General features: G+C 53.8%; 19 protein-coding genes and 7 pseudogenes. 21 read left to right on the top strand and 5 right to left on the bottom strand.

Annotated features, from left to right (window positions below; genetic code table 11):
• Window positions 1–218: 218 nt before the first annotated feature.
• The 10 genes from phaeop14_RS18490 to phaeop14_RS18440 all read left to right on the top strand — a co-directional run bounded on the left by phaeop14_RS18490 (window position 219) and on the right by phaeop14_RS18440 (window position 11,136).
• A complete protein-coding gene (locus phaeop14_RS18490) occupies window positions 219–1,064 on the top strand; it encodes a bestrophin family protein (RefSeq protein WP_244905855.1) in 846 nt (281 codons plus the stop codon).
• A gap of 331 nt (window positions 1,065–1,395) precedes the next feature.
• The gene (locus phaeop14_RS18485) at window positions 1,396–2,592 is read left to right on the top strand and encodes an alcohol dehydrogenase catalytic domain-containing protein (RefSeq protein ID WP_096790543.1); all 1,197 of its coding nucleotides are present in this window, start codon (window positions 1,396–1,398) and stop codon (window positions 2,590–2,592) included.
• 724 nt (window positions 2,593–3,316) lie between these two features.
• On the top strand, window positions 3,317–4,426 hold the full coding sequence (locus tag phaeop14_RS18475) for an S-(hydroxymethyl)glutathione dehydrogenase/class III alcohol dehydrogenase (RefSeq protein ID WP_096790541.1): 1,110 nt from the start codon (window positions 3,317–3,319) through the stop codon (window positions 4,424–4,426).
• 51 nt (window positions 4,427–4,477) lie between these two features.
• The gene (locus tag phaeop14_RS18470; RefSeq protein ID WP_096790540.1) at window positions 4,478–4,876 is read left to right on the top strand and encodes a VOC family protein; all 399 of its coding nucleotides are present in this window, start codon (window positions 4,478–4,480) and stop codon (window positions 4,874–4,876) included.
• A 157-nt stretch (window positions 4,877–5,033) separates the two neighbouring features.
• On the top strand, window positions 5,034–5,861 hold the full coding sequence (gene fghA, locus phaeop14_RS18465; RefSeq protein WP_096790528.1) for an S-formylglutathione hydrolase: 828 nt from the start codon (window positions 5,034–5,036) through the stop codon (window positions 5,859–5,861).
• A gap of 21 nt (window positions 5,862–5,882) precedes the next feature.
• On the top strand, window positions 5,883–7,235 hold the full coding sequence (locus phaeop14_RS18460; protein WP_096790527.1) for an NAD(P)/FAD-dependent oxidoreductase: 1,353 nt from the start codon (window positions 5,883–5,885) through the stop codon (window positions 7,233–7,235).
• Between the two features lie 57 nt (window positions 7,236–7,292).
• The gene (locus phaeop14_RS18455; RefSeq protein WP_096790539.1) at window positions 7,293–8,705 is read left to right on the top strand and encodes a cytochrome ubiquinol oxidase subunit I; all 1,413 of its coding nucleotides are present in this window, start codon (window positions 7,293–7,295) and stop codon (window positions 8,703–8,705) included.
• A 3-nt stretch (window positions 8,706–8,708) separates the two neighbouring features.
• Window positions 8,709–9,713 carry a cytochrome d ubiquinol oxidase subunit II gene (gene cydB / locus phaeop14_RS18450; RefSeq protein ID WP_096790538.1) on the top strand — a complete coding sequence of 335 codons (1,005 nt, stop codon included), beginning with the start codon at window positions 8,709–8,711 and terminating at the stop codon, window positions 9,711–9,713.
• Between the two features lie 710 nt (window positions 9,714–10,423).
• Complete coding sequence (locus tag phaeop14_RS18445) at window positions 10,424–10,600, top strand: DUF2474 family protein (RefSeq protein ID WP_096790537.1); 177 nt, start codon at window positions 10,424–10,426, stop codon at window positions 10,598–10,600.
• Between the two features lie 260 nt (window positions 10,601–10,860).
• Window positions 10,861–11,136, top strand: a complete 276-nt coding sequence (locus phaeop14_RS18440) for a transposase (RefSeq protein ID WP_096790536.1) — start codon at window positions 10,861–10,863, stop codon at window positions 11,134–11,136.
• Here the strand turns inward: phaeop14_RS18440 and phaeop14_RS18435 are convergent.
• Complete coding sequence (locus phaeop14_RS18435) at window positions 11,098–12,030, bottom strand: IS110 family RNA-guided transposase (protein WP_096790535.1); 933 nt, start codon at window positions 12,028–12,030, stop codon at window positions 11,098–11,100. The two genes, phaeop14_RS18440 and phaeop14_RS18435, sit on opposite strands and share 39 nt — an antisense overlap.
• 226 nt (window positions 12,031–12,256) lie before the next feature.
• Between phaeop14_RS18435 and phaeop14_RS18430 the strand changes: the two are divergent.
• Window positions 12,257–13,150 (top strand): annotated as a pseudogene (locus phaeop14_RS18430) (IS3 family transposase); the annotation flags it as partial.
• A 231-nt stretch (window positions 13,151–13,381) separates the two neighbouring features.
• On the opposite strand, the gene phaeop14_RS19700 reads toward phaeop14_RS18430, so the two are convergent.
• Entirely contained in the window at window positions 13,382–14,212 is an 831-nt protein-coding gene (locus tag phaeop14_RS19700; RefSeq protein ID WP_158524519.1) for an adenylate/guanylate cyclase domain-containing protein, read from the bottom strand.
• A 433-nt stretch (window positions 14,213–14,645) separates the two neighbouring features.
• Window positions 14,646–14,901: pseudogene (locus phaeop14_RS18420) on the bottom strand (integrase core domain-containing protein); the annotation flags it as partial.
• Window positions 14,902–15,100: 199 nt separating this feature from the next.
• Between phaeop14_RS18420 and phaeop14_RS18415 the strand changes: the two are divergent.
• Window positions 15,101–15,322 (top strand): annotated as a pseudogene (locus phaeop14_RS18415) (transposase); the annotation flags it as partial.
• Here phaeop14_RS18415 and phaeop14_RS19760 read toward each other — a convergent pair.
• Window positions 15,290–15,436 (bottom strand): hypothetical protein, encoded by a 147-nt coding sequence (locus phaeop14_RS19760; RefSeq protein WP_167385695.1) that lies wholly within the window; start codon window positions 15,434–15,436, stop codon window positions 15,290–15,292. The pseudogene phaeop14_RS18415 and the gene phaeop14_RS19760 sit on opposite strands and share 33 nt — an antisense overlap.
• A 475-nt stretch (window positions 15,437–15,911) precedes the next feature.
• Between phaeop14_RS19760 and phaeop14_RS18410 the strand changes: the two genes are divergently transcribed.
• Window positions 15,912–16,202 carry a metal/formaldehyde-sensitive transcriptional repressor gene (locus phaeop14_RS18410; RefSeq protein ID WP_096790533.1) on the top strand — a complete coding sequence of 97 codons (291 nt, stop codon included), beginning with the start codon at window positions 15,912–15,914 and terminating at the stop codon, window positions 16,200–16,202.
• A 368-nt stretch (window positions 16,203–16,570) separates the two neighbouring features.
• On the opposite strand, the pseudogene phaeop14_RS20140 reads toward phaeop14_RS18410, so the two are convergent.
• Window positions 16,571–16,879: pseudogene (locus phaeop14_RS20140) on the bottom strand (transposase); the annotation flags it as partial.
• 32 nt (window positions 16,880–16,911) lie between these two features.
• On the opposite strand from phaeop14_RS20140, the pseudogene phaeop14_RS18400 reads away from it, so the two are divergent.
• The 8 genes and pseudogenes from phaeop14_RS18400 to phaeop14_RS18370 all read left to right on the top strand — a co-directional run.
• A pseudogene (locus tag phaeop14_RS18400) lies at window positions 16,912–17,061 on the top strand (integrase core domain-containing protein); the annotation flags it as partial.
• A gap of 141 nt (window positions 17,062–17,202) precedes the next feature.
• Window positions 17,203–17,431, top strand: a pseudogene (locus phaeop14_RS19925) (IS3 family transposase); the annotation flags it as partial.
• Window positions 17,432–18,015: 584 nt separating this feature from the next.
• Window positions 18,016–18,447, top strand: coding sequence for a nuclear transport factor 2 family protein (locus phaeop14_RS18395; protein ID WP_096790531.1), 432 nt, complete (start codon window positions 18,016–18,018; stop codon window positions 18,445–18,447).
• A 164-nt stretch (window positions 18,448–18,611) separates the two neighbouring features.
• Window positions 18,612–19,010: pseudogene (locus phaeop14_RS18390) on the top strand (Mu transposase domain-containing protein); the annotation flags it as partial.
• Between the two features lie 288 nt (window positions 19,011–19,298).
• Window positions 19,299–20,408, top strand: coding sequence for an S-(hydroxymethyl)glutathione dehydrogenase/class III alcohol dehydrogenase (locus phaeop14_RS18385; protein ID WP_096790530.1), 1,110 nt, complete (start codon window positions 19,299–19,301; stop codon window positions 20,406–20,408).
• A 51-nt stretch (window positions 20,409–20,459) separates the two neighbouring features.
• Window positions 20,460–20,858, top strand: coding sequence for a VOC family protein (locus tag phaeop14_RS18380; protein WP_096790529.1), 399 nt, complete (start codon window positions 20,460–20,462; stop codon window positions 20,856–20,858).
• Window positions 20,859–21,015: 157 nt separating this feature from the next.
• Window positions 21,016–21,843 (top strand): S-formylglutathione hydrolase, encoded by an 828-nt coding sequence (gene fghA / locus phaeop14_RS18375; RefSeq protein WP_096790528.1) that lies wholly within the window; start codon window positions 21,016–21,018, stop codon window positions 21,841–21,843.
• A gap of 21 nt (window positions 21,844–21,864) precedes the next feature.
• Window positions 21,865–23,217 (top strand): NAD(P)/FAD-dependent oxidoreductase, encoded by a 1,353-nt coding sequence (locus phaeop14_RS18370; protein WP_096790527.1) that lies wholly within the window; start codon window positions 21,865–21,867, stop codon window positions 23,215–23,217.
• The last annotated feature ends 20 nt before the right edge of the window (window positions 23,218–23,237 follow it).

Here is a 23,237-nt window from a genome sequence, read left to right as displayed (position 1 = left end):
ACTGGTATACTGCATTAGATTATGCTGTGTATGTGGCTGGGCCGTGGTTGAGCTGAGTTCCAATCAGAATCCAGAGTTCTGCTCTGGATAATATGGTTTCTTTTTTGAGCTCGCACCTCAACATGTCATTGGAGCAAAGAGCAGTAGTGGCGCTATAGATGATAGTTAGAGAGATCCCTAGTACATTCCAATTGTTTTTTGTAATGCAAGGCTCTGTGGTGCCTAAAATAATCTGGAAGGTCGTCGGCGTAGCGGCTTTATCGTTCATTGTGATATCTGTTGATAAGTACGTGTTTCGCCTGCCTGGACTATCTATTTCAGCTATGGGCGTATTTGGCTTGGCAATTTCCTTGTTTTTAGGATTTAGAAATAACGCAGCTTATGAAAGGTGGTGGGAGGCTAGGAAACTATGGGGGGGTATGATAGCAGACGTTAGAACGCTTGGGCGATTTCTTTGTATTTTCGCTAATGATGAAAGCACTCGCGAGAAAATCCTATCTTGCGCCGTCGCATTTGTGCACCTCCATCGTGGAAATCTGCGTGGAGTAAATGTCAATGATAGTGTTTCTGGTTGGGTTGGAAAGGAGAAGGCTGTCGCAATGGCGGCATTCAAGAGTCCTGCCGATGCAGCCTTAAGGTCCATGGCGGATCAAATAAAGACAGCAATTAGTAAAGGTGAAATAAGTGATGTCGGACAGTTGCGAATTTCGGAAATTGTTTCGTCGCTTGGCTTGCATCAGGCGAGCTGCGAACGTATTGCAACGGCGCCGCTTCCATATGTTTATTCACTCCTTGTGAGGAGGACGACTTATATTTACTGCTGGCTGCTTCCCTTTGGTCTGATCGATTCCACAGATTGGTTTGCGCCGCTGATCACTTCTGTGGTTGCATATGTCTTTTTTGGATTGCTCGAGATTACGCACGAACTAGAGCTTCCGTTCAAAGATGTGCAAAATGGATTGCCACTTGATGCTATGTGCCGAACAATAGAAATTTCAGTTCTAGAAGCTTTAGGCAAACCTACACCAGACAACTTGTCACCCATTAACTACGTCCTGAAATAATGGGATGAACTGCTTTCCCGCAGAGACCACGGCTATTGTCGTGAAGATCAGCGGAGAGGAAGGATCATTCTGATGGAGGTCGCAGTTCTGGGCATTGATGTCCATCTGATGCTCAACTCTCCACCTATGCCCGCCACGGTAGCAGCGGTTGGTGGGAAGGCGGTTCATCCCCTTCGCTCATCGCTCAAATATTTCTCATACTGGGGAGGGGTGGATCTTGAAGTTGACAAATGGGGTGGTGATCAGTCACCATCATTTGAGGGTTCGGTCGCGAACCTAGTGTGTCGTGCCGATACCCTTGAGCCAATTCCTGGTCAAAGGAGAGAGTACTATGTCTGGAAACAAAAGCGTAGTTTATCACGGTACCCGCGATTTAAGGGTTGAGACTGTCCCGTACCCCAAGTTGGAGCACGACGGTCGAAAGCTCGAGCACGCTGTGATCCTGAAGGTGGTCTCTACTAATATCTGCGGTTCAGACCAGCATATCTATCGAGGCCGGTTTGTGGTTCCTCAGGGGCATGTTCTTGGTCATGAAATTACTGGTGAGGTCGTTGAGAAAGGATCCGATGTTGAAATGATAGACATTGGAGATCTGGTCTCTGTTCCTTTCAATGTCGCTTGTGGACGCTGTCGCAACTGTAAGGAAGCTCGCTCTGACGTTTGTGAAAATGATCTTGTTAATCCTGATGCAGATCTTGGCGCTTTTGGCTTCGATCTGAAGGGGTGGTCTGGCGGCCAAGCCGAATACGTCCTGGTTCCATATGCCGACTACATGTTGATGAAATTTCGCGACAAGGCGCAGGCAATGGAGAAGATCCGGGACTTAACGTTGATTTCGGACATTCTTCCAACCGGCTTTCACGGTTGCGTTTCGGCTGGTGTAAAGCCGGGAAGCCATGTTTACATTGCGGGCGCCGGGCCAGTGGGCAGATGTGCTGCTGCCGGCGCACGATTGCTTGGTGCAGCCTGTGTGATCGTCGGAGATCAAAATCCGGAACGCCTCAAGCTTCTATCCGATGCTGGCTTTGAAACTATCGACCTCAGAAATACAGCTCCGCTACGGGATCAGATCGAGCAGATCCTCGGGAGTCCCGAGGTTGATTGCGGCGTCGATGCGGTTGGGTTCGAGGCTCATGGTCTTGGCGATGAGGCCGATACAGAGCTTCCGCATGGGGCGTTGAACAGCCTATTCGACGTTGTGCGCGCGGGCGGTGCGATCGGCGTCCCGGGGATTTACGTTGGCAGCGATCCTGATCCTGTCGATGCAGATGCCGGAGCTGGGCGTCTTCGTCTCGACTGGGGAAAGATGTGGACCAAGTCTATCCGGTTGATGACTGGTATGGCGCCAGTGACAAACTACAATCGCCACCTGACGGAAGCAATCCTTTGGGATCGGATGCCATATCTCTCCAAGGCGTTGAGCATCGAGGTCATTACTTTGGATCAGGCGCCTGACGGCTACGCGAAGTTTGATCAAGGATCCCCGTCGAAATTTGTGATTGATCCTCACGGTTTATTGGCCTCCTAAAGCCATAAAAGTACATCCTGATGGAAACTGACTTGCGGCTTGAATAGCTGTTCTCGGGCCGCAAGGAGATGATGATCCCGGGGGTTGGGAGCTTTGATGAAGGTCTGAAGCCAAAGCTTTTGGACGAAGACGACACACTTCTTCGCCTTCGGCGCAGGGTATTGTGACGTTGGGATCATTGACGTACGTGATGTTGTGCCTCGGTTGGAGGGGTGGATTTCGCAGCTCATGCGGAACGCGATCCTGATTACCTAAGACTGCCATTAGATTTCGACTTGCCTAAGTTCGGGGGCGTCTTTGGTGCGTCGATCCTTTGATCGATGCCGGATGGGAGAGTGCGCTTTGTCTTTCTGATCATCGTTGAGCCGCGCATGATCTTTGATTGGAGGCTCGCTCTGTGGGGGATGCTCATACGAGAGCACCTAATCTGGGAGCCAGGCTGTTCTTCCGAGATGTAACCTCAGCTCCCGTGACGGAGCCACTCGACCATAACGCTGAAAAACAACGAAAATATTGATCCCAAACATTCGAGGTTCATGAGGTGTCGGCGTCGAGTGTTGTGAAAAGGAGAAGCCACTTGCATACTCCCCAGGAGTATGCTAGAAAATCGTAGGAGGAGTGAGGGGCGCTTCAAACCCCGCTGATTACATCAGCCCGGAAAGCGTACTCCAAGCATGTTCGCATGCTCCCAAAGGTTCCGTTTCAACCAACAAGGAATACGAAAATGAAGTCACGTGCCGCCGTAGCCTTTGAAGCAGGTAAACCGCTTGAAATCGTAGAAATCGATGTTGCGCCTCCCCAGAAGGGTGAGGTCCTCATCAAAGTTTCCCACACCGGTGTTTGTCACACCGATGCGTTCACTTTGTCCGGCAATGATCCGGAAGGGATTTTCCCCGTGGTTCTGGGCCATGAAGGCGCTGGTGTCGTGGTCGAGGTGGGTGAGGGCGTCACGAGCGTCAAGCCGGGCGACCACGTCATCCCGCTCTATACCGCTGAATGCGGTGAGTGTGAGTTCTGCAAGTCCGGTAAGACCAATCTCTGCGTCGCGGTGCGCGCGACCCAAGGTAAGGGCTTGATGCCTGACGGAACCACCCGCTTCTCGTATAAGGGTCAGCCCCTCTTTCACTACATGGGTTGCTCGACATTCTCTGAGTACACGGTTGTGGCAGAGGTCTCCCTGGCCAAGATCAACCCCGAAGCCAACCATGAGCATGTATGTTTGCTCGGGTGCGGCGTGACCACCGGTATCGGCGCGGTCCACAACACCGCCAAAGTGCAGCCGGGCGACTCCGTTGCCGTCTTTGGTCTCGGAGGGATTGGCCTTGCCGCCATTCAGGGGGCACGCCAAGCGAAAGCTGGGCGCATTATCGCAATCGATACCAACCCGGACAAGTTCGAGTTGGCACGTCAGTTCGGAGCCACCGACTGCATCAATCCGAAGGACTACGAAAAGCCGATTCAAGAAGTCCTCATTGAAATGACCGGCTGGGGTATTGACCACACCTTCGAGTGTATCGGCAACGTTCACGTCATGCGTGCGGCTCTGGAGGCGGCTCACCGTGGCTGGGGTCAATCGATCGTCATCGGGGTTGCTGGCGCAGGCCAGGAAATCTCGACGCGACCGTTCCAATTGGTCACCGGTCGTGTGTGGAAGGGCTCCGCTTTCGGGGGGGTCAAGGGGCGGACCCAACTGCCGGGCATGGTCGAAGACGCCATGAAAGGTGAAATCGACCTGGCACCCTTTGTCACCCACACCATGGGCATCGAAGACATCAACGAAGCCTTCGATCTGATGCACCAAGGCAAATCGATCCGCACGGTGATCCACTACTGATCAGCGGGTCGCAATCTTTACTATCAACACCAAACATCAAGGAAGTTCTCTATGGCTAATCCCGTAATCTCTGGTGACGGCATCTTCTCGCACGTCTTTCTCGGCGCCGCCGACATGGAAAAGTCGATCACCTTCTACGACGCTGCACTGGGTGCGCTAGGTATCAGTAATCTTGGTCCCTTCGGTAACGGATGGAACTTGTATGGTCGCGACAAGCCGGCCTTCCTCATCGCGCGACCGGGCAACGGCGATGAGCCCTCCAGCAACGGCGCTACCGTGGGCTTTGCTGCGGCCTCTCCGGCCGAAGTGGATGCGTTCCACGCGGCGGGCCTGAAGGCTGGGGGGACCGATGAAGGTAAGCCCGGTCCCCGGGATCACCTGCCGGGTGCCTATGCGGCATACCTGCGCGATCCGGCGGGGAACAAAATTTGCACGTACACTTTCGTTTGAAGAACTGAAGGTTACGGCGGTCCTCGCTGACCAATGAGTAATTGTCGCCGACGCTTCTTTCAGCGTCGGCGACGCTTCCCAACTCCCTGAAGTCAAGCCGCAGGCTTTTAATGGGATTGCTATGCCCTCCTGTGGTCCTCAGAGCAAGGAAACCAACATGGAACGTGTCGAACATCACGCCAGCTTCGGCGGTTGGCAGGACGTCTATCAACATGACTCGATTAGCCTGGGGTGCTCGATGAAATTTGGCGTCTATTTGCCGCCACAAGTTGAAGGCGGCAAGGCGCCGGTGCTGTACTGGCTCTCTGGACTAACCTGCACTGAACAGAACTTTATCACCAAAGCTTCTGCGCAGCGGTTCGCAGCCCAGCATGGTATTATCCTGGTCGCTCCTGACACCAGCCCGAGAGGCGAAGGTGTCGCTGACGATGAAGCGTATGATCTGGGGCAGGGTGCTGGCTTTTACCTGAATGCATCGCAGGCGCCGTGGAGTTCGCACTTCAAAATGTACGATTACGTGGTTGATGAATTGCCCGCGCTAATCGAAAGCTCCCTCCCTGCGACTGATCGAAGATCTATCTCTGGTCACTCGATGGGTGGGCACGGTGCATTGACGATAGCGCTGAAGAACCCCGGTCGCTACAAAAGCGTTTCTGCGTTTTCCCCCATCGTTGCTCCAACTCAAGTTCCATGGGGCAAGAAGGCCTTTGCAGCCTATCTTGGCAACGACCCCGAAGCCTGGAAACAGTACGATACGGTCGAACTGATAAAAACCGCGCAGGAGCGCCTCCCCATCTTGGTAGATCAAGGTGGAGACGATGAGTTCCTGGCCGTTCAACTCCGCCCCAACCTGCTCAAGGCTGCTTGTGATGAGGTTGGCCATCCGCTGACTCTTAACCAGCGGGCGGGCTACGACCACAGCTACTACTTTATCGAGAGTTTTATAGGCGACCATCTCGCCCACCATGCTGAAGCATTGTCTTGAGCAAAAACCGGAGTAGAGAACATGCGACAGGACACAAGCAACGATAGCCAGCTGGGACCGTCGGGTGGTCATTCCACAGAGGCTAAGTCGGATTACTCCAACGCGCGCCCACGCGTTGTGGTGGTCGGCGCAGGATTTGGTGGCCTTGAAGTTGTGCAGAGCCTAGCCAAGAAGGGGGCAGATGTGACGATCATTGATCGGCGCAATCATCACCTGTTCCAGCCCTTGTTGTACCAGGTGGCAAGCGCTTCGCTTTCTACTTCGGAAATTGCCTGGCCTATTCGCGCTTTGTTCAGCAAACGCAAGGACGTACGAACGCTCCTTGCCGAAGTGGACGGGGTCGATGCCCAGACGCAGAGCGTCTTGCTCACTGATGGAACGACCATACCCTACGATATCCTCGTACTGGCCACCGGAGCTCGGCATTCCTACTTTGGCAATGATGCTTGGGAGCCCTACGCGCCCGGGCTGAAGTCCCTTGAGGATGCAGTGACGATACGTCGACGCGTATTGCTCGCATTCGAGAAGGCCGAGCGTGAGCCAGACCCCGCTCGCCGGGCTGCCTTGCAAACCTTTGTCGTGATCGGCGGTGGCCCGACAGGGGTTGAGCTGGCCGGTACAATCGCGGAACTCGCCCACTTGACCTTGAAGCAAGACTTCCGGTCTATCGATCCGGATGCGACCAAGGTTATATTGATTGAGGCTGGTCCACGTCTCTTGCCTGTCTTTACGGAGAAGCTCTCAGATTACACTCGTAAAGCTCTCAAGAAACTTGGCGTTGAGATCCGACTCGGGAAACCCGTGACAGAATGTTCTTCAGAGGGAGTTACGGTCGACGGCAAGCACCTCCCAGCTGAAACAATACTCTGGGCCGCAGGCGTTCAGGCATCGCCAGCAGCTCGATGGCTAAATACCGAAGCTGATCGTGCAGGACGTGCTATTGTCGGCCCCGACCTCACAATCCCGGACAATCCGAACATCTTTGTGATCGGAGACACTGCAGCGGCAACAGGTGAAGATGGGAAAACCGTGCCGGGATTGGCACCAGCTGCCAAACAGCAAGGCCAATACGTTGCCGATCTAATCAGCCGGCGCATAAAGCAGAAAAAACCACCCGCGCCGTTCCGTTATCGCCACCAGGGCAACCTCGCCACCATCGGTCGACGCCTAGCGGTTGTCGACATAGGGCGTCTCAAGTTGCGCGGGACATTCGCTTGGTGGATGTGGAAGTTGATCCATATTTACTTTCTTATTGGCGTACAGAACAGGCTCAGCGTAGCCTTAAGTTGGACATGGACGCATAGCATCGGCTACCGAAGCTCCCGTCTCATAACTTACGCCGACCAGAAGGCAGACACAGATATCAAACAATAGAAGCGGCCTCTTGCTTCCATTCTAAAATCATCGAACTCTTGCGAAAGCGGGGACGAAATGTCTAGCTACTTTGACCCATTGCTGTTGGCGCGTGCTCAGTTTGCCTTCACGGTTTCATTCCATTTCATATTTCCGTCATTCTCTATCGGGTTAGCGAGCTATCTCGCGGTTTTGGAAGCGCTGTGGCTAAAAACGGGACGTGGCGTCTACGCCAACCTTTTCCGTTACTGGCTGAAGGTATTCGCTGTAGTTTTTGGCATGGGAGTTGTTTCCGGTATTGTCATGTCATATCAATTCGGAACTAACTGGTCCGAGTTTTCACGTAGGGCAGGTCCGATCGTGGGGCCATTAATGGCCTACGAGGTGATGACGGCATTCTTTCTTGAGGCAGGCTTTCTTGGCGTCATGTTGTTTGGCGCTAACAAGGTTGGGAAAGGTTTGCACTTCTTTGCCACATGCATGGTCGCAGTAGGTACCTTGATTTCTGCAACGTGGATTATTTCTGTTAACAGCTGGATGCACACTCCTGTTGGATACGCAATAAATGACCAGGGGCAGTTCATCCCTTCAGGTTCGTGGTGGGAAATTGTGTTTAATCCTAGTTTCCCATACCGCTTGGTACATACTGTCCTTGCCTCATATCTGACAACGGCTTTCATTGTTGGTGCGGTCGGCGCATGGCATTTGCTGCGGGATAGGTCGAATTTAGGCTCTCAAATAATGTTCTCGATGGCGATGTGGATGGCCGTCCTTGTTACACCTCTGCAAATTATGGTTGGTGACCAGCACGGGTTGAACACTCTGGAACACCAGCCAATAAAAGTGTTGGCAATGGAAGGGCACTATCACCCTAGCCCAGAAGGAGCTCCCTTAATCTTATTTGGGCTTCCGGATTCTGAAAATGCTCGCATTCGGCATGAGGTGTCCATTCCGTACCTCGGGTCATTGATTCTCAAACATGATCCTTTTGCTCCACTTCCAGGTTTGACGGAATACCCTCGAGAGGATTGGCCTCCAGTCGGAGTTGTCTTTTGGTCCTTTCGGATCATGGTGGGTATAGGACTTGCGATGTTGGGCGTGGGTGTTTGGAGTCTAATCGCTAGATATCGCGACCGTCTATTCGACCACGTATGGCTTCACCGAACAGTGGTTCTTATGGGCCCTTCAGGACTAGTCGCTGTGATTGCTGGTTGGGTGACAACGGAAGTCGGGCGTCAGCCGTTCACTATTTACGGCTTGATGCGAACAGCGGAGTCCTCCTCGCCGCTTGACGCCCCCGCTTTAGCGGCATCTCTACTCGCCTTTGTGATTGTATATTTTTGTGTCTTCGGAGCCGGCGTGTACTATATTTTCCGACTCTGGGCAAACGTTCCTCAAAGGAAAGAAGAACTGCCATCCAATACTCCTCAGCGCTCGGCCGGCATTACGCCAGCAACTTCCATTAAATCGAACCCTTCAAATAGGAGATAAGGCATGGAAAACATGGATTTAACCGTCATGTGGGCCTGCATTATTGGATTTGCGGTTTTCGCATATGTCGTGATGGACGGTTTCGATTTGGGGATTGGGATATTGTTTCCGAGTCTAAAAGTTGGCGCCGAGCGCGATCAAGCAATGAATTCTATTGCTCCTGTATGGGACGGGAACGAAACATGGTTGGTGCTTGGTGGGGGAGGGCTTATGGCAATGTTTCCTTTGGCCTTTTCGATCCTGTTGCCGGCAACCTATCCGCTTATGGTTGCGATGCTTTTGGGTCTCGTTTTTCGAGGAGTTGCATTTGAGTTTCGTTGGCGAGACCCTCGGCATAGAGGGTTCTGGGATTTGGCTTTTACGACAGGTTCGTTGGTTGCAGCACTATGCCAGGGTATGACTCTAGGTGCGATCCTGCAGGGAGTGCGCGTAGAAGAGAATATGTATGCGGGAAACTGGTTGGATTGGCTGACACCCTTTAGCGTTCTGACAGGCGTATCGGTTGTGGTTGGATATAGCCTTCTAGGCTCAACTTGGCTGATCTGGAAAACCGAGGGGGAAGCTCAAGAGCACGCGAGGAAGATGGCTCTTTCTCTCGGGGTGGCAACGCTTGTGGCATTGGTTCTGGTAAGTATAGCTACGCCGTTTCTGAGCATTGAATATTGGCAGAAATGGTTCGCTCTACCCCACATGTTGTTTACCGCACCAGTTCCGATACTTGTTGCATTAAGCTCTGTGGTGTTCTTCCGTGGGATAAAGAGTGGATCAGACCGAATTCCATTTTTTATGGCTTTGCTATTGTTCTTCCTGGGTTTTGTGGGCCTGGGTATCAGTGTCTTGCCTTATTCAGTACCCCCGTCAGTTACGATTTGGGACGCTGCAGCACCGAGAGAAAGCCAAAAGTTCCTGTTGGTGGGTACTGTTTTCATTGTTCCAATCATACTAACCTATTCCGCTTGGGCATATTGGGTTTTCCGCGGAAAGGTCAGTGATGAAGGGTATCACTAGAGCGGATGATCGGGGTCACCAGTTGACTGGGCCGGTGGTCTCTCCAGAGGCATTCTCCGTACGAGGGTTGCGCCAGATTGGCTGGCGTAGTGTCAAAAGATTGGGTAGAGGCCAAATGCAGGATATCATATACACAGGCCTGGACCGCCACAAAGCCACCGTTTCGGCTGCGGGCGGAGAACGCGGCGACGAAGTCAACATTGCCCACCGCCCCAATCATTTTTTAAAGGCTCAGTAGAAGAACCCGACAGCTGCTTTTCTTCTTTGGAGCAGGCCCTCGGATATGGTCTGCACTGGCAGATCACTGGGTTGGGGCGTGGCAATGAAGCTGTTGGGCAAGTCGGGGAGGATTGCCGGGGCAGCTTCTTGAGAGTTTCCCGCTGCGGCATAGCCTGGTCTATCCCGAGAGGAAGGGATGGACTAAAGTCTACTGGCGCTGGCTACCTGAACGCTAACCGGTTCATGAGCGTTGCAGATGCCCGCGATAAACCGGAGGATTGGCGTCGGCACTAAAATGAAGAAGGACCCCGCAGGGCAATCGGATAGAACGTTATGATTACCATGCATTATCCCGATGGCGTTACCAGCCCATCATTGTGACAGAGCCAGAAAAAGCCAGCTCCTGGCGGTCCAAGGTTGGGTAGCGGAGCACCGCCAAAATATTGCCTGTACCATGTTATCTGTCTACCGAAGACACGCAATCGCAGGGAATGCAACCTCCTATTCGAGACTGTAAACATGACGGAGGAAGAGGAATGAAGAAAGTGTCAGCCACCTTATGGAAGCGACTGCGCTGGATGACGATTATATGGATATTAAGTGTTGTCGTGCTCGTCTTAGTGGCAGGTTTATTGCGGCTAATCCTCTCGGGAAACGTAGAAAGATAGGCAAGCTCATTGTGAGCCGCTCGTTCTCCTTCTAGAGCCGCTTCAGCTCTTTCAACGTAAACGTCATCTGAGGTCCGCCCAAGGCGGCAAGACGTCCTTCGCGGGACGGTGGATGAAGTGAGCTCGTGATTTCCGCGGTGCCGGCGACGCCCATGCCGCCATGACGTTTCTCAGATCGAGCCGCTTTGTTCCTCTTATGGACCTGTCGCGGAATTGTGCCGCTCCTTTGATCACGTATCGTGTCGCAAAGGAGAACAGACATGGCATCACGACCGAGCCCGGAGTTCCGCGCAGAAGCGGTTCGGGTCGCATTGACGAGCGGACTTTCCCGCAAGCAGGTTGCCGCTGACTTCGGTGTTGGCTTTTCAACGCTGAGCCGGTGGATCCAGCAGGAACGCAAGAACCCCGAGAATCCGACAGCGCAAACCGACCTTGAGCGCGAGGTCGCAGAACTGCGCAGAGAGAACCGGCAGCTCCGGGAGGAGTATCCGTCTTGGTCAAGGCCGAGCTTTGGTCCACATTCGATTGCTGCGTAGCAAGGCGTTTGCCATGACCAGCAGCTTCCGCATGATGGCGGTCAGCGCGACCTTTTTCTCTTTTCCAGCTTCGATGAGCTGATTGTACTTTCTTGTCATATCCGGGTTCACACGTGTGGCAACGAGGGCCGGCATGTACAGAGCTTTGCGCAGTTGTGCCCGACCGCCCTGGATCCTTTCTTTTCCCTGCCATTTCCCGGAACTCTGCGAGACCGGTGCAAGCCCAGCCAGGCTGGCGGCCTGCTTGTTGTCCATGCCCCCGATCTCAGGCATGTCGATCAAAAGCGTAATGGCCGTCAGCTGACCGATCCCCGGTATACTGGCAAGAATTGCGACCTTCCGAGCGAATGTCATATCCCGGCCAGACAAGTTGCGCAGGGCGTCGTCAATCTGATCGATGTCTTTGACGATCTGCTTCAATCGGCGCTTTAGGATCGTTTGAACAGAACCTACAGATGCTGTCGCCAATCGAGTTCGTGCAGCGGTTTGATCTTTGATGAGCGCCCGCCTTGCTGTGAGTAACTCCCGCATATCGTGCAATTCCGGGGTTGCTGGCGTTTGCGGCGATAAATCGAGGACAGCCCCCATTTTGGCGAGCATCGCGGCATCGACGCGATCCGTCTTGGCCAGCTTTCCGATTGCTTGTGCAAAGCGTCGCGCTTGTTTGGGGTTAACTTTGGCAAATGGCACTGATGCACCGGCCAAATCTAGCTCCAATCCACGATGATAAGCACCAGTTGCTTCAAAGACGACGAGCGATACCTTGTCTCCAATCCACCGCAAGAGTGCGCGGCGACCCTTACTGTCATTCTGGAACTGCGCATGAGCGCCGTCGTCCGTCCTATGCGCATCCAGCGTCTCTTTGGAGACGTCTATCCCAATGCTCTTCGTCATAGCTCTTTCCCACCTCTTCTTGTCATTCAGGCCCCCGCGCAAAACGGTGCCTCAGTATCCGTTCAGGCCAGTAAAAAGCGCGGGGGCGATCCTACTCCTCCACGGTTCCTCAAAACCCAGAGGGAACCGATCCGACCCCCGCTATCCCCCGGCATAAATGCCGTGCCGGGGGATAGCTCTGATGTGCCACATGTCATCAAAATCTCTAAGACAAGAGGGACGTTCTAAAAAAGGCAACGGTGTTCTTCGCGGAGAGAAGCAAATGAGGTTTGCCTTCGTTGAAGAACACCGCAACGAAATCCCGGTGAACCGGCTCTGCGAGATTATGGATGTCAGCTCTCGGGGATATCGAGCCTGGCGCAGTCGTCCGCTCAGTGACAGCCAGCGCAAGGACGTGGTGGTCCTGGCCCACATTCGCGAGCAGTTCGCCCTGTCCCTGGGCAGCTATGGCCGTCCGCGGATGACCGAGGAGTTGAAGGAACTGGGCATCGATGTCGGCCATCGTCGTGTTGGCAGGCTGATGCGCCAGAACGGTATTTCCGTGAAGCGGAGCAAGAGGTTCAAGGCGACAACCGACAGCAATCACAGCTTCAACATCGCGCCAAACCTGCTGGATCGTGACTTCTCGGCGGATCGCCCGAACCAGAAATGGGCGGGCGACATCAGCTATGTCTGGACACAGGAAGGCTGGCTCTATCTCGCCGTGATCCTCGACCTGCATTCCCGGCGTGTCGTCGGCTGGGCGGTGAGCAACCGGATGAAGCGTGATCTGGCAATCCGGGCATTGAAGATGGCCACTGCTTTGCGGCAACCGCCCGAGGGATGCATCCATCACACGGATCGTGGAAGCCAGTATTGTTCTCACGACTACCAGAAGATCCTGCGTCAGCCTGGCTTTGAGGTCTCGATGAGCGGGAAAGGCAACTGCTACGACAACGCAGCGGTCGAAACATTCTTCAAGACCATCAAGGCCGAGTTGATCTGGCGTCGTTCATGGCCGACACGGCGGGCTGCCGAACTGGCAATCTTCGAATACATCAACGGCTTCTACAATCCGCGCCGTAAGCATTCAGCTCTCGGCTGGAAAAGTCCCTTGGCCTTCGAGGCTAAAGCTGCATAAGTGAGAAATCGGAGCGGCATCAAAGCGTGACAGGTCCATTATCCCATCATGGGAGGGCCCGTGTGCCGATCCCGAAGAGAAGCGAGACCCCGCGGAAGACAAAGATTACCGCCTCGGAACCTTCCTCGGTGACGCTTGACTTGCACCCGCCGAATAGAGAGGCGGAAATCAACAACCGGGTTCGTCGAAAGCTGGACACCTCTGAGAACCGAATATTCCTCTTGCTCAATATCAAAGCGAATAAACTTCGATAGCTTCGTCAAAGCCGCGCAAAAAATGAGAGCCAACATGACTTAGCTCACATGATAAGTTGCCAGCGCATGTGCTTGATATTGCAACAGTAATTTCAAGATCCTTGGCTAGATCAACTAGTCTGCTCGCACGATTTACAGTTCTCCCAATTGCTGTAAAATCAAGCCTCTCGATCCCGCCGACATTTCCATATGCTACTTCTCCTGCATCGAGGCCCATAACAAAAAACATCTTCTGCTGTCCCAAGTTTTCCCTCTGAACATTGAGGTTCGAAACTGTTGATAACGCCTCTCTACAGGCAAGTAGAGCAGATTGGCTTGCGTTTTCCAAACCCTCCTCCCCCACTGGAAACATCGCCAAGATTCCGTCACCAACAAATTTTAGAACCTCGCCACCATTATTAACTACGGCCGCAACCAAAAGCTCCAGCCATTGATTTAAATCTTCCAATACAGTAGGTAGGTTTTGGCTATTAGAGCGCTTTGTGAAATCTCGAAGATCAGCAAAAAAAATGACGGCATCAACAACTTCCGCAGCTCCTCTCTTAATTACCCCCTCGTAAACCTGTGCACCCGATCTACGTCCTACATAAACTTCCAGGATATCCTTAGATATTCGACGCAACACGTGTCGTTCGATCCATGGGCTAATCAGAATTGTTGCAAGGTGAAGATCTATAAGCTGTTCTTGACGAAATCCGTTAGTACGATGCGTAGCGTACGAGATGAACGCAGTTCGGCACCTGTCAAGAAACGGTAAAGGAACTATGTAGTAATCGGTAGCCCCGTCCTTTCTAAGTCTTTCCAACATCGGGAGCTCACATTGCTTAGAAATCAGAGGATACCTGATAGGCTGGCCTGCTAGACTAACCTGGAGCGCGGGACTGTTCGTATAATCCACATTGGAACTAATCGGGCATTCAAGAGAAGTTGAGGTTGAGGATTGTGAATTCCATATATATTGCCATCCGGTGATATTTGGGTGCAATAATTCTAAACCTAGAGACGCTCTATCTACGGGTAGTTCTAGCTTCTCTAACTTGTTGCAATAGTGCTCAAATAGAGCCTTCAGCTTTAATGGCCGTTCTGAAACTTCAGCCAAGCAGACTGCTAGTTCTCGTATTTTACAGCTTTCTCGCCTCGCGTTGTTCAATCGTCGTTTCCTCCACTCACCATTCGACTTGATAACAAGTTTCTCTGCGACCCAACCTTGGACTACCGTAAGCTGGAATTTCCGGGCTGTTTCACGATGACGGGCTGGTGACGCCATCGGGATAGTGCATGGCGATCGGTACGTTGCATCTGATCGCACTGAGAGGTCTGTCGTCGTTATAGTGTCTACGCCAATCCTCCAGCTTTTCGCGAGCGTCCGCAAGGCTCATGAACCAATGGGCGTTCCGGCATTCCGCTGCCCGTGGGTTTTACGGGCCGTGAGAAGTCCAGCGTGACATGGTTGGCGTAGCCCCAAAGATCCAGATAGCGAGAAATGAACTCGCTGCCGTAGCACGTCGGAAAGAAGCGCTGTATTAAGGCTATGGCCACGCGCGTAGCCCCCCAAATAGCGCAGCGTGTGGCCATAACCGGCCTCAGGTCTCAACAGTGGTTTTGCAGAACCACACTGCTGAGGAGACCGGCTATCTGCAGCGTGTCAGCCGAGATCAAGAACATCGCGGACAGGGATGAGACCGCGCGTCGGCTGATGACCATTCCGGGAGTCGGTCCTCTCGGAGCGACTGCCATCCTTGCATTCATTGGTGATCCTGCGCGTTTCAGGAAAGCACGAGACGTGGCCGCATGGCTGGGTCTTGTGCCGCGGCAGCATTCCACTGTGGGCAAGCAGACACTTCATGGCATTGCGAAGCGAGGGAGCCGCTATCTCCGAACGCTTCTAATCCACGGAGCGCGATCGGTCTTGATGCATCTCGACCGTACGAAAGACCGGCTTGGCCAGCTCGGCCGTCGTCAGTTCTTCACGGATGGCCTCAAGTGCAACCTTAGCCTTGAACTCCGTCGAATAGCGTTTCCGCTTCGTCATATGTGGTCGTTCCTTCGTCAGGCGCTACAGCTTAGCAACTGGTCCGAAATCCTGCGACCACCTCTGATCCCCGCCTTGCGGCAGATCTACGCGACCGGAGTGCCTTGCTCGCCCTGCTTCAGGACGAAGGCCTTCTGCACCTCCGTGAACTTCGATGCTTTCATGTGATTCCGCTCCTCTCCCAGACAGGGAAGCTTAGCGGAAAACTCCAGCTTCATACGGTCCAGTTTTCTGTGGGCAGAGCACTCATCTCTCGAACTCACTTACGAGGTGACCTAGGCGCCGCACATATCCACTTATAGCTTGCGTAAGCCCTTCAATCCACTATGGTCTTTATGGTTCTGATGAGCGCGCAACTAAAAGTCAAGATGGCGTCAAGATAGCTCCACCTGAAGGGGTGCACCGAATCTTCAACCTAGCTTCTTGAAGCTCTACTATTGTATTGTATGTTGCCACTAGAATAAAGGATAGCTTGATGCTGCAGACTCCGGAAGAGAAGAAGCGTACGATCACACGCCTTCGACGCATTAAAGGTCAAGCAGAAGCCCTCGAAAGAGCGATTGACAGCGGGACTGGTTGTGCTGCCCTACTGCAACAGATTGTTGCCATGCGGGGCGCAGCAAACGGCCTGATGGCAGAGGTAATGCAAAGCCATCTGAAGGAAACCTTTAGCTTGGATGCCGCCGCAACGTCTTCTCGCACGCTGCGCAGCGTCGATGATGAAATTGCTGAGATAATGAAAATTCTTAAGACATACCTGAAGTGAAGATCTTTTTCGCTCCATGTCTGAGCTTCACGATGAACTAGGGGCCGACCGTCGGAAACGAGGCCGTTTCAGTCAAGCCATTTTGGCAGGCAAATTGGTCCGCCAAAGCGGCTTAACCAGCTCTATTCTTGCCCGTCCAGCATTCTGCGGCGGCTTTGGATTGAGGTCATTCGGGTATATGCTTCGGTCCGTGGTCGGCGCGCTGGCTGCCAACATGATGCTGGTTCGATGCAATTTCGATGTGCCCATTTAATTGGCGTGTTTTCCGGAAGTCAGCGACAGTCCAGATTACGGCATCATCGGAACCACGTCCCTACGAGACCTCGAAGACCTGCGATCAAGCAGGCAGAGGGCAGAAGAACATTCAGTCAGGCCATGTTCGGAGGGGTATCCGGCTGGAATACTGAGCTATCGACCCAGATCAGATGGGGTATCACCGCAATATGGCGAGCCAGAGCAACCATCGCGTACTTGAAACCACAGCGTCGTGCGAGGTGGGCTCCCTAATTCCTCAGCCATGTCGATCTGCCCCGGTTCGTCATAACCGTTGCGGCCTGGCGCTGCGCCCGCCTCGGATAGGCATCTCCCGCTCTTGTAATACCGCCTGGTACATCACGTTCGTCGGATTGGTTGCGCGCAGGCGTCAGACCGGCCCATGTACCAACTCTCTCTGAAGAGCATCGCGATGCGTTCTGCGCCAAGCATAAGTGTGAACGCGCACTGGTTCATGAGCCTTGAAGATGCAGCCGAAAAGTTGGAGGCTTGGCGTAGAGACTGCAATGAAGAACGCCCGCACGTGGCTACCGGGAACAAGGTCCCGGCAGACCTGATGAAATCAGTTCACTACACCAGCCCGTGAACCTGATGGAACCGCGGAAATTCTAACAACGGCCGAGGGCACGTTGGGTAGCACATCAAACCCTGAACAGAGCTAACTGAAAAACGCGGACTCTAAAGGGAGCACGTCAAACCGACCTGGTGCTCCTAGCCCCATCTAGGACAGTCCCGTCTCAGTCTGGGCAGCTACGATCGTCCAAGGATGACAGAAGAGCCGAGGGAGCTAAAACAAACTTGGCCTAAACGTTGGTCATCGTCGTGTTTGCCGATTGACGCGAGAGTATGGCATGCACGTCGCATGATCCAAGGAATACAAGGTGACGACCGACAGCAACCGCGCCTTCACCATCGCGTCCAACCTGCTGAATCGGGACTTCCATGCAGATACGCCATTTTAGAAATGTGACCCGATGCGGTGGATGTCCCCCCCAACGACATCTTTTATGCCATGATGGTTTTATGGGAGCCGAACGGAGGGCATTGTGACTGAAGTCGCTCGTAGGCTTGTCACCGTCGCCAATGCCGTGTGCAAAAGACGTCAGGAATGGGGCCCAGACACCTCAAAAATACAGTCGCTACACAAAGAGCAGGCCATTGAGCAAACTATTCGCATACTGTATGGCAGTATGCGGGACGAGCCTGAAGGCCACTCGCATCAGGCATCTGCTGATGGCCGCAGGTGTCAAATGAATAGCGATGTTGCCAATTGCCGAACGGAACGAAAGTAGAACCTAATAAAATAGTTCATTGGCTTGGATTGGCGGCACGTCGCTCCGTCCCATCCACAATAGCATGTGTGGATGGGACGGAGATAATAACCTGGCGGTGGCACCTCCTTCAAATGTGACATCAGGCCCTCTTAGGCCTGCGAAGCCTGAAGCTTATGGGCGCTTGAAAGCCTCAACGTAGAACTGCTGACGAAGTCCGCCGGAGGCATAACCTGCGCTGGCTCGTGACCAAACAACGAGATGAGATAATGACGCACACTGAACTTGTCCTCGCTTGGCTAAAAGCCATCTGGGAGGACGGAGACCTAGAGGTGATTGACCAGCTCCTTTCCCATGAGGCCGTTTTGGTCGGAGTGAGTTCACCCTACTTGGAGCCCGGAGTAACACATCGCGATGTGGCAGAAGCGCTACAACACTTACTCGGACCAAGGCGGATCTCCGTGACGCATATCATAGAGCAGGGCCTGTGGGTCTCGGCGCGTTTAGTCTTCCATCTTAAAAACCCATCAAATGGTCTTGATTTCGATGCCCCAGCTCAAATATTCGCCAAAGTGGAAAATGAAAGGTTCACCGAGTTTTACTCAACGATGGATTACCTCGAACTAATCCAAAACTTGGGATTAGTTCCCGACGACACCTTTTACATCCTTCTAACAAAGCACAAACTCACATGGCAGTGAACCAAGTCTCTGTGACTGTTTTGCAGGCCGCAGAATTGGTCAGGCCAGCGGGGCGCTGTTCTCCCTGATGGGATGAACTCGTACTTCGATCTTCCTGGCTGGTTTTGCCACATGAACTCGGCGGCGGTTGCCGAAGTGCTGACATCAGCGTTATCGAATTGTTTGGCTGGGAGAAAGGGCAGGTCGAGATCCATGTCGGTGTTGTCCGTCGGCGCTTCTTCGTGCCCAGGCCCAAGTTTAAGAGCTACGCCGAACTCAACGCCTGGCTCGAGGACCGCTGCGTTGCTTGGTCCAAATCTCATCCGCATTAGGGGCTTCGAGACCGCACGATCTGGGAGGTCTTCGAGGGCGAGTGGGCGAGTCTGGTGCCATATGTCGGCCCCTTTGATGGATTCCACGCTATTCCGGCATCAGTCTCGAAGACCTGTCTCGTCCGGTTAGACAAGAACCGCTACTCGGTGGATGGCCGCGCCGTCGGTCGGCCAGTCGAGATCCGCGCCTATGCCGAGCGGGTCGAGTTCTGGCAAGACGGCAAGATCATAGGGCGGAATGAGCGAGCCTTCAGCACTTGTTCTTCCGGGATGAGGCCTCAGCTCCCGTGACGGTGTCTTTCGACATCATTTTGAAAAACAACAAAAATATTGAGCCTATTCTTTCGGGGTTCATGAGGTGTTGGCGTCGGGCGCTATAAAAAGGAGATGTCACTTGCATACTATAGTGGAGTATGCTATCTAATCGTTCAAGGAGTGAGAGACGCTTCGATCCCCGCTGATGACATCAGTCCGGAACGCGCACTCCAGCATGTTCGCATGCTCCCAAAGGTTCCGTTTCAACCAACAAGGAATACGAAAATGAAGTCACGTGCCGCCGTAGCCTTTGAAGCAGGTAAACCGCTTGAAATCGTAGAAATCGATGTCGCGCCTCCCCGGAAGGGCGAGGTCCTCATTAAAGTTTCCCACACCGGTGTTTGCCACACTGATGCGTTCACTTTGTCCGGCAATGATCCGGAGGGGATTTTCCCCGTGGTTCTGGGCCATGAGGGCGCTGGTGTCGTAGTCGAGGTGGGTGAAGGAGTCACGAGCGTCAAGCCAGGCGACCACGTCATCCCGCTCTATACCGCTGAATGCGGTGAGTGTGAGTTCTGCAAGTCCGGTAAGACCAATCTCTGCGTCGCGGTACGCGCGACCCAAGGTAAGGGCTTGATGCCTGACGGAACCACCCGCTTCTCGTATAATGGTCAGCCCCTCTTTCACTATATGGGTTGCTCGACATTCTCTGAGTACACGGTTGTGGCAGAGGTTTCCCTTGCCAAGATCAACCCCGAAGCCAACCATGAGCATGTATGTCTGCTCGGGTGCGGCGTGACCACCGGTATCGGCGCTGTTCACAATACCGCCAAAGTGCAGCCGGGCGACTCCGTTGCCGTCTTTGGTCTCGGAGGCATCGGCCTTGCCGCCATTCAGGGGGCGCGCCAGGCGAAAGCTGGGCGCATTATCGCAATCGATACCAACCCGGACAAGTTCGAGTTGGCACGTCAGTTCGGGGCCACCGAATGCATCAACCCGAAAGACTACGAAAAGCCGATTCAAGAAGTCCTCATTGAAATGACGGGTTGGGGTATTGACCATACCTTCGAGTGTATCGGCAACGTCCACGTCATGCGGGCTGCCTTGGAGGCGGCTCACCGCGGCTGGGGTCAATCGATCGTCATTGGGGTCGCTGGCGCTGGCCAGGAAATCTCGACGCGGCCATTCCAGTTGGTCACCGGCCGTGTGTGGAAGGGCTCTGCTTTCGGGGGGGTCAAAGGACGGAGTCAGCTGCCGGGCATGGTCGAAGACGCCATGAAAGGTGAAATCGACCTGGCACCCTTTGTCACCCACACCATGGGCATCGAAGACATAAACGAAGCCTTCGATCTGATGCACCAAGGCAAATCGATCCGCACGGTGATCCGCTACTAATCAGCGGGTTGCAATCTTTACTATCAACACCAAACATCAAGGAAGTTCTCTATGGCTAATCCCGTAATCTCTGGTGACGGCATCTTCTCGCACGTCTTTCTCGGCGCCGCCGACATGGAAAAGTCGGTCGCCTTCTACGACGCGGCACTGGGTGCGCTAGGTATCAGCAACCTCGGTCCTTTCGGTAATGATTGGATTCTGTATGGGCGCGACAAGCCGGCCTTTATCATCGCGCGACCTGGCAACGGCAATGCGCCTTCCAGCAATGGTATCACGGTGGGCTTTGCTGCGGCCTCTCCGGCCGAAGTGGATGCGTTCCACGCGGCGGGCCTGAAGGCTGGGGGGACCGATGAAGGTAAGCCCGGTCCCCGGGATCACCTGCCGGGTGCCTATGCGGCATACCTGCGCGATCCGGCGGGGAACAAAATTTGCACGTACACTTTCGTTTGAAGAACTGAAGGTTACGGCGGTCCTCGCTGACCAATGAGTAATTGTCGCCGACGCTTCTTTCAGCGTCGGCGACGCTTCCCAACTCCCTGAAGTCAAGCCGCAGGCTTTTAATGGGATTGCTATGCCCTCCTGTGGTCCTCAGAGCAAGGAAACCAACATGGAACGTGTCGAACATCACGCCAGCTTCGGCGGTTGGCAGGACGTCTATCAACATGACTCGATTAGCCTGGGGTGCTCGATGAAATTTGGCGTCTATTTGCCGCCACAAGTTGAAGGCGGCAAGGCGCCGGTGCTGTACTGGCTCTCTGGACTAACCTGCACTGAACAGAACTTTATCACCAAAGCTTCTGCGCAGCGGTTCGCAGCCCAGCATGGTATTATCCTGGTCGCTCCTGACACCAGCCCGAGAGGCGAAGGTGTCGCTGACGATGAAGCGTATGATCTGGGGCAGGGTGCTGGCTTTTACCTGAATGCATCGCAGGCGCCGTGGAGTTCGCACTTCAAAATGTACGATTACGTGGTTGATGAATTGCCCGCGCTAATCGAAAGCTCCCTCCCTGCGACTGATCGAAGATCTATCTCTGGTCACTCGATGGGTGGGCACGGTGCATTGACGATAGCGCTGAAGAACCCCGGTCGCTACAAAAGCGTTTCTGCGTTTTCCCCCATCGTTGCTCCAACTCAAGTTCCATGGGGCAAGAAGGCCTTTGCAGCCTATCTTGGCAACGACCCCGAAGCCTGGAAACAGTACGATACGGTCGAACTGATAAAAACCGCGCAGGAGCGCCTCCCCATCTTGGTAGATCAAGGTGGAGACGATGAGTTCCTGGCCGTTCAACTCCGCCCCAACCTGCTCAAGGCTGCTTGTGATGAGGTTGGCCATCCGCTGACTCTTAACCAGCGGGCGGGCTACGACCACAGCTACTACTTTATCGAGAGTTTTATAGGCGACCATCTCGCCCACCATGCTGAAGCATTGTCTTGAGCAAAAACCGGAGTAGAGAACATGCGACAGGACACAAGCAACGATAGCCAGCTGGGACCGTCGGGTGGTCATTCCACAGAGGCTAAGTCGGATTACTCCAACGCGCGCCCACGCGTTGTGGTGGTCGGCGCAGGATTTGGTGGCCTTGAAGTTGTGCAGAGCCTAGCCAAGAAGGGGGCAGATGTGACGATCATTGATCGGCGCAATCATCACCTGTTCCAGCCCTTGTTGTACCAGGTGGCAAGCGCTTCGCTTTCTACTTCGGAAATTGCCTGGCCTATTCGCGCTTTGTTCAGCAAACGCAAGGACGTACGAACGCTCCTTGCCGAAGTGGACGGGGTCGATGCCCAGACGCAGAGCGTCTTGCTCACTGATGGAACGACCATACCCTACGATATCCTCGTACTGGCCACCGGAGCTCGGCATTCCTACTTTGGCAATGATGCTTGGGAGCCCTACGCGCCCGGGCTGAAGTCCCTTGAGGATGCAGTGACGATACGTCGACGCGTATTGCTCGCATTCGAGAAGGCCGAGCGTGAGCCAGACCCCGCTCGCCGGGCTGCCTTGCAAACCTTTGTCGTGATCGGCGGTGGCCCGACAGGGGTTGAGCTGGCCGGTACAATCGCGGAACTCGCCCACTTGACCTTGAAGCAAGACTTCCGGTCTATCGATCCGGATGCGACCAAGGTTATATTGATTGAGGCTGGTCCACGTCTCTTGCCTGTCTTTACGGAGAAGCTCTCAGATTACACTCGTAAAGCTCTCAAGAAACTTGGCGTTGAGATCCGACTCGGGAAACCCGTGACAGAATGTTCTTCAGAGGGAGTTACGGTCGACGGCAAGCACCTCCCAGCTGAAACAATACTCTGGGCCGCAGGCGTTCAGGCATCGCCAGCAGCTCGATGGCTAAATACCGAAGCTGATCGTGCAGGACGTGCTATTGTCGGCCCCGACCTCACAATCCCGGACAATCCGAACATCTTTGTGATCGGAGACACTGCAGCGGCAACAGGTGAAGATGGGAAAACCGTGCCGGGATTGGCACCAGCTGCCAAACAGCAAGGCCAATACGTTGCCGATCTAATCAGCCGGCGCATAAAGCAGAAAAAACCACCCGCGCCGTTCCGTTATCGCCACCAGGGCAACCTCGCCACCATCGGTCGACGCCTAGCGGTTGTCGACATAGGGCGTCTCAAGTTGCGCGGGACATTCGCTTGGTGGATGTGGAAGTTGATCCATATTTACTTTCTTATTGGCGTACAGAACAGGCTCAGCGTAGCCTTAAGTTGGACATGGACGCATAGCATCGGCTACCGAAGCTCCCGTCTCATAACTTACGCCGACCAGAAGGCAGACACAGATATCAAACAATAGAAGCGGAGGGAAATAGCGTG

Source organism: Phaeobacter piscinae (assembly GCF_002407245.1).
Lineage (GTDB): Bacteria > Pseudomonadota > Alphaproteobacteria > Rhodobacterales > Rhodobacteraceae > Phaeobacter > Phaeobacter piscinae.
This window is presented reverse-complemented; position numbering and strand designations above follow the sequence as displayed.